General features: G+C 69.0%; 10 protein-coding genes and 1 pseudogene. 4 read left to right on the top strand and 7 right to left on the bottom strand.

Translation table 11 applies throughout. The features are described 5' to 3' along the window. Together WC493_RS18345 and WC493_RS18350 are read right to left on the bottom strand one after the other, a co-directional pair. On the bottom strand, positions 1 to 926 hold a 926-nt coding region (locus tag WC493_RS18345; RefSeq protein ID WP_373067123.1), incomplete at its 3' end, for an aldehyde dehydrogenase family protein. Positions 927 to 1,060: 134 nt separating this feature from the next. After that, positions 1,061 to 1,582: a GNAT family N-acetyltransferase gene (locus WC493_RS18350; protein WP_373067124.1), complete on the bottom strand. Its 522-nt coding sequence runs from the start codon at positions 1,580 to 1,582 to the stop codon at positions 1,061 to 1,063. A 332-nt stretch (positions 1,583 to 1,914) separates the two neighbouring features. Between WC493_RS18350 and WC493_RS18355 the strand changes: the two genes are divergently transcribed. After that, positions 1,915 to 3,363, top strand: a complete 1,449-nt coding sequence (locus WC493_RS18355; RefSeq protein ID WP_373067126.1) for an amidase — start codon at positions 1,915 to 1,917, stop codon at positions 3,361 to 3,363. Here WC493_RS18355 and WC493_RS18360 read toward each other — a convergent pair. The 5 genes from WC493_RS18360 to WC493_RS18380 form a co-directional block, all read right to left on the bottom strand. Further along, positions 3,343 to 4,578: a hypothetical protein gene (locus tag WC493_RS18360; protein WP_373067127.1), complete on the bottom strand. Its 1,236-nt coding sequence runs from the start codon at positions 4,576 to 4,578 to the stop codon at positions 3,343 to 3,345. The two genes, WC493_RS18355 and WC493_RS18360, sit on opposite strands and share 21 nt — an antisense overlap. Positions 4,579 to 4,666: 88 nt before the next feature. Further along, positions 4,667 to 5,506 carry a hypothetical protein gene (locus WC493_RS18365; protein ID WP_373067128.1) on the bottom strand — a complete coding sequence of 280 codons (840 nt, stop codon included), beginning with the start codon at positions 5,504 to 5,506 and terminating at the stop codon, positions 4,667 to 4,669. After that, entirely contained in the window at positions 5,506 to 6,399 is an 894-nt protein-coding gene (locus tag WC493_RS18370; RefSeq protein WP_373067129.1) for a 4-(cytidine 5'-diphospho)-2-C-methyl-D-erythritol kinase, read from the bottom strand. Before WC493_RS18370 ends, WC493_RS18365 begins: the two co-directional genes overlap by 1 nt. 10 nt (positions 6,400 to 6,409) lie before the next feature. Then, positions 6,410 to 8,164 carry a tetratricopeptide repeat protein gene (locus WC493_RS18375; RefSeq protein ID WP_373067131.1) on the bottom strand — a complete coding sequence of 585 codons (1,755 nt, stop codon included), beginning with the start codon at positions 8,162 to 8,164 and terminating at the stop codon, positions 6,410 to 6,412. 66 nt (positions 8,165 to 8,230) lie between these two features. Beyond that, entirely contained in the window at positions 8,231 to 9,880 is a 1,650-nt protein-coding gene (locus WC493_RS18380; RefSeq protein ID WP_373067132.1) for an electron transfer flavoprotein-ubiquinone oxidoreductase, read from the bottom strand. Between the two features lie 95 nt (positions 9,881 to 9,975). Here WC493_RS18380 and WC493_RS18385 point away from each other — a divergent pair, with 95 nt between their 5' ends. The 3 genes and pseudogenes from WC493_RS18385 to WC493_RS18395 form a co-directional block, all read left to right on the top strand. Continuing rightward, on the top strand, positions 9,976 to 10,779 hold the full coding sequence (locus WC493_RS18385) for a uracil-DNA glycosylase family protein (RefSeq protein ID WP_373067133.1): 804 nt from the start codon (positions 9,976 to 9,978) through the stop codon (positions 10,777 to 10,779). 132 nt (positions 10,780 to 10,911) lie between these two features. After that, entirely contained in the window at positions 10,912 to 12,684 is a 1,773-nt protein-coding gene (locus tag WC493_RS18390; RefSeq protein WP_373067135.1) for a lytic transglycosylase domain-containing protein, read from the top strand. Further along, positions 12,674 to 12,788: pseudogene (locus WC493_RS18395) on the top strand (molybdenum cofactor biosynthesis protein); the annotation flags it as partial. The gene WC493_RS18390 and the pseudogene WC493_RS18395, both read left to right, overlap by 11 nt.

The raw sequence follows: 12,788 nt of genomic DNA on the forward strand, positions 1-12,788 counted from the left end.
CCCACCTTGTGGGTCTCGGCCGCGGCGCGGGCGATTTCCAGCGCTTCGGCATGGCGTTCGGCGGGCACGAACATGCGGGTCGGCGCGTCGCAGGACTGGCCCGAATTGCCGAAGCAGCCGCCGACGCCGGCGGTCACCGCCGCTTCCAGGTCGGCGTCGGGCAGGATGATGTTGGGCGACTTGCCGCCCAGTTCCTGGGCGACCCGCTTCACGGTGTCGGCCGCCGACTTGGCGACGATGATGCCGGCCCGGGTCGAGCCGGTGAAGGAGACCATGTCGACGCCCGGATGGGACGCGATCACCTGCCCGACGTCCGGCCCGGTGCCGTTCACCAGGTTGAACACGCCTTTGGGCACGCCCGCCTCATGCATGATCTCGGCGAAGACGATGCCGGAGATCGGCGCGATCTCGGACGGCTTCAGCACCATGGTGCAGCCGGTCGCGATCGCCGGCGCCACCTTGCAGACGATCTGATTGAGCGGCCAGTTCCACGGCGTGATCATGCCGACGACGCCGATCGGCTCCAGCGTGATCCGCGTGCTGCCGCGGGGATATTCGAAGACGAAGTCCTCGAGCGCCTTGATGGTCGCTTCCAGATGGACCTGACCGGCCCAGGCCTGGGCCGCGCGGGCGAAGGAGAGCGGCGCCCCCATTTCCTGGCTCACCGCCCGGGCGATGTCCTCGTAGCGCGCGTTGTAGATCTCGAGAATGCGCTTCAGCAGCGCCAGGCGTTCCGCCTGCGGCGTCTTGGCGAAGCGGGGAAAGGCCGCGCGGGCGGCCGCCACGGCACGGTCGACGTCGACCGCGGTGCCGACTGAAATCTGCGTATAGGCTTCTTCCGTCGCCGGATTGATGACGTCTAGGGTCGCCGGCACCAGCGGGTCGACGAAGGCACCGTCGATATAGAACTTGAGGTGATTGGACATCATTCTCCCCTTTGAGCCACTCGCGGGCGGCAAGCATAGACCGAGTCGACAGCGAATGTTTTCACCTTCGCGACGATGCCCGTCGTCGCGAAGGTGAAAAATTCGGAAATGCCGAAGCGAACTTCGAGGAATCCTTAAGCGACGTCGCGCCGGCGTTGGTCCGCCGGGACCCACTTCTCGATCATGCCGGAGAGATTGTCGACCGCACCCGGCACCAGGGCGCGGGCGAGGAAGCGCTTGCGGTCGACCCAGCCGGGCAATTCCAGCCGGGCGCAGGGTTCGCGCCGGAAGCCGAATTTCACGTAATAGTCGAAGTCGCCGACCAGGATGACGATCCTGTGGCCGCGCCGCTGCGCCTCGGCCAGGCCGTGCCACATCAAGGCGGCGCCGATGCCCTGCCCCCGCCTCGACGGGTCGATGGCGAGCGGGCCGAGCAGCAAGGCGTCCACCGTGCCGCCGACCAGGATCGGCCAGAAGCGGAGCGTGCCGACGAGCTTGCCTTGGTCGTAGGCGACGAAAGAGAGATCCGCCACCGGGTCGACGCCGTCGCGGAAGACATAGACGGTCTTCTTGAAGCGTTCCGGCCCGAAGGCGGTGTCGATCAGGGCTTCGATGGCCGGTCCGTCTTCCGGCCGTTCCTGCATCAGGGTGGTCATGGCATCAGAGCTGCACTGGGGGTCTGGCCCCGCTGTCGGACAATGGCCGGGCGGCGGTGCGGCCGGCCCCGGCGATCAGAACCCGCGCGCGCAGGCGCACGGGCACAGGCCTGCGCGCCGGGCGTTCGGCCCGGGCAGGCAAGGGGTTCGTCGTCGCAGCCAGACAATGCTCATGGGCAAGACCTATCATATCGAAGCGACGGCCCCAATGCCCTCGATCGCAGGTGGGTATTCCGGGCCACGCCGTTGCCTAAGCGCAACGCCTGGCCCAAGCTGCGGTTCCCGACGACAAGCGGACCAATCCGCGAATTCCTGCGGGAGGGGAGCCCGGAATGATCAGTGCCGAAACCTATGCCGCCCAGGACGCCCTGGGTCTCGCCGACCTCGTCGCCCGGGGCGAGACGACGCCGGACGAATTGCTGGATCACGCCCTCGTCCGCCTCGCCGCGGTCAACCCCGTGATCAACGCGGTGCCCTTCCTGGACGAGGCGGGTGCCCGGCGCCAGATCGCTGCCGGCCTGCCCAAGGGTCCCTTCACCGGCGTTCCCATGCTGATCAAGGACATGAACGCCCATGTCACCGGCTGGCCGCTGACCAACGGCAGCCGGATCTACGACGGTTTCACCTGCGACCACGACAGTATCCTGGTCGAGCGTTACCGCGCCGCCGGCTTCGTGCTGTTCGGACGCACCGCCTCGCCCGAATTCGGCCTGACCTCGACGACCGAGAACGCCCTGACCGGGCGGACGCGCAACCCCTACGACCCGTCGCGGACTTCCGGCGGTTCCTCCGGCGGGGCTTCGGCCGTGGTGGCGGCCGGCGTCATCCCCCTCGCCCATGCCTCGGATGGCGGCGGCTCGATCCGCATTCCCGCCGCCTGCTGCGGGCTGTTCGGCCTGAAGCCGAGCCGGGCGCGCATCACCATGGGACCGGATGCCGCCGAAGGCTGGGGCAGCATGTCGACCGTCCATGCCCTGGGCCGGAGTGTCCGCGATTCGGCCACCCTGCTGGATGCCACCGCGGGCATCGTCTCGGGCGATCCTTACGTCTCGCCCGGGCCGCAGCGGCCGTGGGCGGCCGAAGTGGGTGCCCCGGTCGGCCGGCTTCGCATCGCCCTCTGCCTGAGCGCGCCCAATCCGGCGGCACTGGCCGCCCCGGCCGTCGAGGCGGTGGCCGAGATGTGCCGGATCCTGGAAGACCTTGGTCACGAGGTCGTCGAAGTGGAGCGCCTGCCGGTCGAAGGCCCGGCGCTGAGCGCGGCGCAGCAGGGCCTGATCGCCGCCAATGTGGCACGCGCCGTTGGGCTTCGACTCCAGGCGCTCGGCAAGGCCGAGGCGGGTGACCTGCTGGAACCCGTGACCGCCTTCTTGGCGGCGGGCGGCGCCACCCTGCCCGCCACCCATTACCTGGACGGCATGGCGGCGATCCACAATGCCGGCCGGCGCATGGCGGAATTCCTCGACCATGGCCGCTTCGACCTCCTGCTGACGCCGCTGCTGCCCGATGCCCCGCCCAAGCTCGGCGTCCTGTCGCTGAGCCCGGGTGACATCGGCGATTTCGTCGCTGCGATCGGCCGCTACACGGCCTTTACCGGGCTCGCCAACATGACCGGCCAGCCGGCTGCCTCGATCCCCGTCGGCCTCGATGCCGAGGGCCTGCCGCGGGCGGTCCAGTTCACCGCCAGGCTCGGCGCCGAAGGGCTGCTGTTCCGCCTAGCGGCACAGATCGAGAAGGCCGCCCCCTGGGCCGGGCTCCGCCCGTCACTGGAACCCCAGCAGTAGCTGGGCCGTGCCGGCGGCGAGGCCGGTGACGGCGCCCAGCACCAGGAGGATCCATTCGTCCTCCTGGAAGGCCGGGCGCAGCATGTCCTGGAATTCGGCCGAGGAGAGCGCGCGGATCCGCTCCGCCAGCTTGCCCTGCAGGACCTTGGCGCGGTCCTTGTTGAAGCGCTCGTCCTCCATCGGGTCGAGGGCGAGGTCGGCCGACTTGTCCGCCACCGTGGTCCGCATGGCGGCATAGGCCTCGGCCCCCAGTGCCACCTGCATGGTGGCGCGGGCGACCGGCGATTCCAGGATCGGCATCAGGTGACGCTTGACGATCAGCCGCGTACGGGCGGCGTGTTTCCCCGTGATGATCTCGCGCGTGATGCGGCCGATGGTGAGGATCTCGTTGGCCGAGAGTTCGGCGAATTTTTCGGCCACCTCGACTTGGCGCTTCAGGAACACGCCCTGGATCTTCCAGGGCCCGAGTTTCACCGGGTTCAGCGGCCGGAACACCATGGCCAGTGCCACCCAATTGGTCACCAGGCCGAGCACGGCGGCATAGAGCGGCAGCAGCCAATGGGCGGGCACGAAATAAAACAGGCCCATCTGCACGAAGCCGAAGCCGAGGCCGATCCAGAAGCTGATGTTGACGATGAACTTGAATTCCTTCGAACCGACCTCCCGGAACATGCGCACCATCAAGCCGCGATCGGCCGCCATCTGGCGCACCACCATGGCGCGGAGGTCGACCAGATTGTCGACCTCGGCCATGATCTCCATCATCATCTCCAGCATGACGTCGGGCAGTTTCTCGCGCACATGGTTGTAGACGCGCGAGCGCACCATGCGCGGCAGGTTCTGCCACAGCACCTTGTTGTGCTCTTCCATCACCTCGTCGACGATTTCCTCGATCCGCCGCTCGATCGCATTGGCGACATAGGCGGCGATCAGCTCGGGATTCATCTGGGTCAGGAAATCGCCGACCGAACCGAGCTTGGACAGGGTCTTGTCGACCACGATGCCCGCCATCTTCTCGGCCTTGCGCGGGATGATGCCCTGCCAGCCGAGCAGCGGCGGCAGCAGACCGACGAAATCGATCGGGTAGAAGACCATCTGGATCGCCATCCAGACATGGCCCCAAGTGACCACCGCGGCGACGATCGGGATGGAGATGAACCCCCAGAAATCGGGACGCGCGTAAAGCTCCTGCCAGACGGCAGCGAGTTCGGTCATGGATGCCTCTCCCCCGGCGTATTTTCTTCGAGGCTAGGGGCTCGGGCTGCGCCTCACAAGCGGCCGGAAGACCCAATGCGGGGGAAGGTCAGCGTTTCCGCCAGGCACTGAGGAATTCGAGGATCGCCTGGCGGGCCACCGGGCTCGCCAGCACCGCGTGGCCTTCCGCCGCCGGCAGCACCATCGAACGGGCGTTGGGATGATCGCCCATGAAGGAGGAACAATCGCCGGCCTGGCCGACGGCGACACCATCGGCGTACCAGGGATCGCCGGCCGAGACGATCGACAGCACGGGTTCCCCCTGGGGTGCCGAGAGGCCCGCCACCAGCGGCGCACCATGGCAGGTCCAGGCCGCGACGATGCGGCCGCGGAAATCGTCGCCGCGATAGAGCGCCGCGGTCACCCCTCCCTCGCTGCCGCCCAGCAGGAAGAGGTCGCCGCTGTCGACCCAGGGCACCCGCACCGCTTGATGGAGCGCGAAGGCGAGTTCGGTCTGGCGGAAGTCGTAGACGAAGAGATTGAAGCTGCCCCGCCCGGTGGCCGGGTCGCATTGCAGCGGGCGGAAACGCCGCGCCATCGAATCCGGCGCGATCACCGCGAAACCGGCACCGGCGAGGAACCGCAGGATCGAGAGATCGCCCATGCCGGTGCAGCCGTGGAGGTAGATCACCGTGGTCAGCGGCCGCGCCGGCTTGGGCGGATCGGCGAGCACGTCGGCCATGCGGCGCACCGTGACGTCGCCGTCCGGCGTCTGCGGCGGCAGGACCACGATCGCCTGATACCAGGTCCGCTCGACGTCCGACATGTCGGCATTGGTACGAACCGATGCCGGCGCGTTGCCCCCGGCGCAGCCGCCGAGCACGACTGCGCCGGCGATCGCCAGGACCGCCGCCCATCTCCCCGGTGCCAGAAGGCGCCCCCAAGCCATCAAGGCGCCTCCCGCCCGTTCCACAATCCCCCGCCGGCGGCCCACCAGTCCGGTCGTTGCCGCCTGACCGCCTCGGCCGCGTCCGAGGCCGACGCCCGGTCGGCGCAAATGCCGAAACAGGTTGCCCCGGAACCGCTCATCCTGGCAAGCAGCACGCCCGGCACGGATCGAAGCAGCGCCAGCACCTCGGCGACCGCCGGACAGACTTCGATCGCCGGCGCTTCCAGGTCGTTCCGCCGCGCCGCCAAGGCCGCGACCAGACCCGCCAGATCGGCCGGAACCGGGTCGAGCCGGTCGGCCGGGCCGAACCGGCCGGCGAGCGCACGGAACACCGCGGGTGTCGCCAGGCAGACGCCGGGATTGACCAGGACGATGCCGCAGGCGGGCAGGCCTGCGACAATCGGCGTCACCTCTTCCCCGATGCCCGCCATATGGGCGGGACGCCCGGCGAGGCAGACCGGCACGTCGGCCCCGAGGCGAAGCGCCAAATCGTGCAAGGCGGAGGCCTCCAGCCGCTTGCCCCACAACCGTTGGAGAAGGCGGAGCGTCGCCGCCGCATCGGCCGAGCCGCCGCCGAGCCCGGCCGCCACCGGCAGCCGCTTGTCGAGACGGAGGGCGGCACCCGCCTCGATACCCAGGGCATCGCGCAAGGCCAGCGCCGCCCGCATCACCAGATTGTCGTCGGCTCCGCCCACCGCGGCGGCAAAAGGCCCTGTGATGGTGACCGACAGCGTCTCGGCCGGCAGCGCCTCGATGCGGTCGCCCGCCTCGGCGAAGGCGACCAGCGATTCGAGGCAGTGATAGCCGTCGGCCCGCCGGCCGGTCACATGAAGATAGAGATTGATCTTCGCCGGGGCCGAGGCCGCCTCGATCGCAGGGACGGCCTCGGTCACGAGTGGCCCCTCAATCGGCACCGGGGACCAGTCGCTCGGGCGGCAGGCCCTTTTCGAGCTTTTCCTCGATCACCGCCTTCTCGTCCTCGGCCGGTTTCAGGGCGAGTGCCGTGCGCCACTGGAATTCGGCTTCCAGCTTGCGCCCGACCGCCCAATAGGCGTCGCCCAGGTGATCGTTGATGGTCGGATCGCCGGGTTTCAGCGCGACCGCCTTCTCGAGCTGGGTGACCGCCTCGGCAAAGCGGCCCTGGCGGAAGAAGACCCAGCCCAGGCTGTCGACGATATAGCCGTCGTCCGGCCGGTCGGCCGCAGCCTTGACCAGCATGGTCTCGGCACGCTTCAGGTTGCGCCCTTGCTCGACCCAGGAATAGGCCAGATAGTTGAGCACGCTCGGCTGGTCCGGGCGGAGTTCGAGCGCCTTCAGGAGGTCGGTTTCGGCGCGTCCCCACTGCTTGGTCCGTTCGAGGCAGATCCCGCGCGAGAAGAAGAGCGACCAGGACGACGGGTCCGGCTCGCCCAGTACCGCGATGGCGGCGCCATAGGCATCCGCCGCCGCGGCGAAATCCTCGCGCTGGCGCAGGACATCGGCCTTGGCCACCAGGGCGTCGAGGTCGTCGGCTTTGGCGGCGATGCGCTGGTTCAGCAGGGCGAGCGCCGCGTCCGACTGTCCACCGTCGGCGAGCAGCAGGGCATAACGAATCTCCGACGCCGCGCGCAGCGGCGAATCGGCCGGCATGGTGCGATAGAGTTCGGCCGCCTGGGCCTTGTCGCCGACCTTTTCGAAGGCATCGGCCAGCAGGGCCTGTGCCTCGGGGAAATCGGGCCGCGCCATCAGCGCCATGCGCAGATAGACGAGGACCGGCTCGTTGGCGGATTCGAGCGACAGCAGGCTGGCGATCGAGTACATCGCCTCCGCCACCCCTTCGGCCGGGGTGGAGACCAGCGGCGTCGGCGCCTCGCCGCGGTCGAGCCGGGCCAGCGCCGCGGCGATCGTGCGATTGCCGCCGCCGCTCAGCGCCGCCTGGTAGAGGGCGCGCGCCCCCGCCTTCTCGCCGCGGCGTTCGAGGAAGGCCCCTTCGGCCAGCACGGTGCGCACGGTGACGCCGCCCGGCGCCTTGAGCAGGGCGGCATAGGCGTCGCGGGCGACATCGAGCCGATCCGCCGCCTCGGCGATCAGGGCGCGATTGAACAGGATCAGGGATTGCAACACCGGTTCGCTGCCGATCGAGGCGAGGCGGGCGAAGGCTTCGTCCGTCTTGCCCAGGCCCTGCAAGGCCCAGGCCGCGATCAGCGGCGTGATGTCCAGCCCGCGGGTGGACTGCCGCGGCTTGCCCAGGCGATCGACCGCATCTTGATAGCGGCCGACGCGCAGCGCGGCGATGCCGGCCAGGATGGGGGCCACCTGGTCCTCGCGTTCCAGACGGGCAACGATCTCGGCCTGGGCCGCGGCGTCGACATAATTGCCGACCAGCAGCGAGGCCATCATCGACTGGCGGCGGAGATCGCCGTTGCCAGGGTCGAGCCTCAACGCCGCGGCATAGAAGAGCGCTGCGGCGGAAGCATCCTGCTGCCCACCCGCCTGCCGGGCCGAGAGATAGGCCCCGGTCAGGCTGTGCACCTCGATCGTGTCGAGGCTGGCGGCATCGCCCGCCTCGGTGGTTGCCGAACTGGTCGCGCTGCAACCGGATACGAGCAGGCCGGCCACGAGGCCGACCACCGCGAGGCGGCCGCGACCGCCCCGCCGTAACTTGGAACCGTTCTTCATGGTGGCCAATTTAACCGCAGAAGCCCCTTTGCAACAGTTCCGTTGCCAAAAGCCGATCCCCGTCCCTCACATGTTGGGATAGTTCGGGCCGCCGCCGCCTTCCGGCACCACCCAGTTGATGTTCTGGGTCGGGTCCTTGATGTCGCAGGTCTTGCAGTGCACGCAGTTCTGCGCGTTGATCTGCAGCCTGGGTTCGCCCTTGTCCTGGCCCACGATCTCGTAGACGCCGGCCGGGCAGTAGCGCTGTTCGGGCGCGTCGTATTCGGCCAGGTTGATGCGGATCGGAACCGTCGGGTCCTTCAGCGTCAGGTGGATCGGCTGGTCTTCCTCGTGGTTGGTGTTCGACAGGAACACCGACGACAGGCGGTCGAAGCTGATCTTACCGTCCGGCTTCGGATAGGCGATCTTGGGCGCGTCCTTGGCCTTGACCAGGCTGGTGTTGTCCGGATGGTGGCCGAGGGTCCAGGGCAGCGACAGGCCGAGATGGCTCATCCACATGTCGAAGCCGCCGTAGATCGTGCCCTTCACCGTGCCCCACTTGAGCGCCGGGCGGACGTTGCGGACCGTGTGGAGTTCCTTGGCGACCCAGCTGGTCGAGAAGGCATTGGCATAGGCGGTCAGCTCGTCGTGACCCTCGTGGCCTGCTTCCAGCGCCTCGAAGGCGGCTTCGGCGGCCATCATGCCGGTCTTCATCGCATTGTGGCTGCCCTTGATGCGGGGCACGTTGACGAAGCCGGCCGAGCAGCCGATCAGCACGCCGCCCGGGAAGGTCAGCTTGGGGATCGACTGATAGCCGCCCTCGTTGATGGCGCGGGCGCCGTAGGCGATACGCTTGCCACCCTCGAAGAAGCCGCGGATCTCGGGGTGGGTCTTGAAGCGCTGGAATTCCTCGAAGGGCGAGAGATAGGGATTCCAGTAGTCGAGGGCGACGACATAGCCGACCGCGACCTGATTGTCCTCGAGGTGGTAGAGGAAGGCGCCGCCAGCGGTCTTGCGGTCGAGCGGCCAGCCCTGGGCGTGCATCACCAGGCCCTGGTGATGCTTGGCCGAATCGATCTGCCACAATTCCTTGATGCCGATGCCGTAGGTCTGGGGCTGCTTGCCCTCGCGCAGATGGAACTGCTGGATGATCTGCTTCGACAGGCTGCCGCGCACGCCTTCCGCGAAGAAGGTGTATTTGGCGTGCAGCTCGACGCCCGGGGTGTAGCTGTCCTTGTGGTGGCCGTCACGGCCGACGCCCATGTCGCCGGTGGCGACGCCCTTGACCGAGCCGTCCTCGTGATAGAGCACTTCGGCCGCGGCGAAACCCGGGTAGATCTCGACGCCCAGTTCTTCCGCCTGGGCCGCCAGCCAGCGGCAGACGTTGCCCAGGCTGACGATGTAATTGCCGTGGTTGTGCATGAAGGACGGCATGATGAAGCCCGGGAGCGACATCGCCTTCTTCTCGGTCAGCACCAGCCACTTGTCCTCGGTCACCGGGGTGTTCAGGGGCGCGCCGCGCTCCTTCCAGTCCGGGAGCAATTCATTGAGCGCCTTCGGATCCAGCACCGCGCCCGAGAGAATGTGGGCGCCGACCTCGGAACCCTTCTCGATCACGCAGACGGTATAGTCCTTGCCTTGCTCGGCGCAGAGCTGCTTGAACCGGATCGCCGCCGAGAGGCCCGCCGGCCCAGCGCCGACGATGACCACATCGAACTCCATCGCCTCGCGTTCCATGAACCTCCTCCTGCACCCTAAGATCGTTTGTGGCCCGGGCCATCGGCCCCCGAAGTCGTGAAGCGGGAACATATCCCGCGTGCTATTGTCAATCCATGGATCAATTCGCAGATTCTGGGGCAATTCTCGACTGGTATCTGTCGGTCGGCGTCGACGAGGCGATCGGCGAGCTGCCGATCGACCGTTTCGAGGCGTCACGCGCCCAGGCGGCGCGGCCGGCCGCCGTCGCGTCCGCCTCGGCGCCGGCCGCGCTCCGCCCCGCCTTCCAGCCGCCGCCGCCCCGCCCCTCGCCCGCGGCCGAACAGGCCCCCGCCGTCGCCAATGCGCGCAGCCTGGCTGCCGCCTGCGACACTATAGCCGCCCTCGAAGCAGCGATTCGCGGCTTCGAGGGCTGCCCATTGAAGGCCGGCGCCGCCAACACGGTGATCGCCGACGGCGTCGCCGGGGCCGACCTCCTGCTGATCGGCGAAGCCCCCGGCGCCGACGAGGACCGCCTGGGCAAACCCTTCGTCGGCCGTGCCGGCCAATTGCTCGACCGTATGCTGGCGGCGATCGGGCGCGACCGCACGCGCGATGCCTATATCGCCAACATCCTGTTCTGGCGCCCGCCCGCCAACCGCAAGCCCGACCCGATCGAGACCGCGACCTGCAAACCCTTCGTCGAGCGCCTGATCCAACTCTCCCAACCCAAGGTCCTGGTCCTGCTCGGCGGCACGCCGGCCGCCACCCTGCTCGCCACGACCGAAGGCATCACCCGGCTGCGCGGGCGCTGGCACGAATGGAACGGCATCCCGGTGATGCCGACCCTGCACCCCGCCTATCTGCTGCGCCAGCCGCTGGCCAAGCGCGACGCCTGGCGCGATCTCCTGGCCGTCCGCCGCCGCCTCGACGGCCATTGAAGCCCCGGCTCGCTCCAGGCCTTGGCAGGAACCCAAGCCTGACTTAAAGTCGCCCGGGGACTTTGTGGGGTGGACATGACCGTCAGGCGTCCAAGGGGTACGAGCGCCGATCGATCGGCACGCGGCAGGCGGATGTTCTGTGCCGGCGCGGCACTGGCCATCGGCATGGGCGCGGTGCTGGCACCGGCGCCGCTCCGGGCCGCGACCGACGCCGCGGCCGAAGCACCGGCGCCCGCGGTTGTCTCCGTCCCCCGCCTGCACAATCTGTCGAACGAGGATCTCGCCCGCTACCGCACCGCCTTCGCGGCCCAGCGCCGCGGCGACTACGCCGAGGCGGACCGCCTGGTGGGCGAACTCGGCAATCTCCTGCTGGTCGGCCACCTGCTGCACGAGCGTTACCTCGATACCGCCCGCTACAAGGCGAGCCGAGGGGAACTGGCGCGTTGGCTCGCCGCTTACGGCGACCTGCCCGGCGCCATCGACATCGAGACCCTGGCCGCCGAAGGCAATCCTTCCGGCGCCGGCGACACCCGCAGCTTCCTTCGCCCCGCCAATGCCACCGCCCTCGGCGCCCTGGAATCCCCGCTCGACATGATGCCGGCCGAACCGCTCGGCCGGCTCGACGCGACCCGGGCCGGGGTCACCCGGGCGATCGCGCCGCGCATCGCGGCGGCACTCCGGGCCGATCGGCCGGACCAGGCGGCGCAATTGCTGGACGAGCCCAAGGTGGGCGGCCGCCTCGATCCCGACCAATTGGAAGTCGCCCGGGCCGACATCGCCTATGCCTTCTACCGGAACGGCGACGACCGCAACGCCTATGACATGGCGGCCGGCGTGGCCGACCGTTCGCGGGCCGACATCCCCATGGCCGATTGGACCGCGGGCTTGGCCGCCTGGCGGCTCGGCGACGCGGCGCACGCCGGCATTCATTTCTCTGCCCTGGCGGAAGCCGACAATGTCTCGGTCTGGGTCGTCTCGGCCGCGGCCTTCTGGGCGGCGCGGGCCGATCTCGTCGCCGGCAAGCCGGAGCGGGTGCTCGACCACCTGACCCAGGCCGCCAATTATCCCAATACCTTTTACGGCCTGATGGCGACCCGCCTGCTCGGCCGCGACATCACGGCGACCCCCGAACTCGGCCAGATCGACGGCCGCGCGCTCGGCTCGCTCGCCCAGGATCCGGCGATCCAGCGTGCCGCGGCCCTTGCCGCCGTCGGCCAGGAGGACTTGGCCAGTGCCGAGTTGGGCCTGGTGCGTGCCCGCCTGGCGCCGACCGAAACCTCGGGCGTCGATGCGATCGCGGTGCAGCTCGGCCTGGTGGACGTCAGCAGCGCCGGCGGCCGCTATCCCGTGCCGCAATGGCGCCCGGCCGACGGGCTTCGCGTCGATCGCGCCCTGCTCTTCGCCTTCGCCAAACAGGAATCCGGCTTCAACGTCCGGGCGCGCAGCCCGGTCGGCGCCCTCGGCCTGATGCAGCTCATGCCGGCGACCGCGCGCATCGTCGCCGATCGCCGCGGCATCGACCTCGGCCGCAAGCTGGCCGGCCTGACCGAGCCCGAGACCAACCTCAGCCTGGGCCAGGCCTACCTCGAAATGCTGATGGGCAATCCCTCGATCGGCTCCAATCTGTTCCTGGTCGCCGCCGCCTATAACGCCGGCCCCGGCGCGGCCCAGCATTGGCTGGACGAGGTGAAGTTCAACGGCGACCCCCTGCTCTTCATCGAGAGCATCCCGGCCGCCGAGACCCGCCTGTTCATCGAGCGGATCCTGGCCAATTTCTGGATCTACCAGGCCCGCCTGGGCCAGACCCTGGAAACCCTGGATGCCGCGGCCTCCGGCGGCTGGCCCATGTATGTGCCGCAGGACCGCGAGGCGATCCGCACCGGGACCAAGCGGAATGCCGGTTGACGAGAGCCGGCTCTTCCGCCCGGTCCGCATCGCCGTCCTCACCGTTTCCGACACCAGGACCCCGGCCGAGGACCGCTCGGGCGACACGCTGGTGCTGCGCCTGA

This window comes from Zavarzinia sp. (assembly GCF_041650655.1).
GTDB lineage: Bacteria > Pseudomonadota > Alphaproteobacteria > Zavarziniales > Zavarziniaceae > Zavarzinia.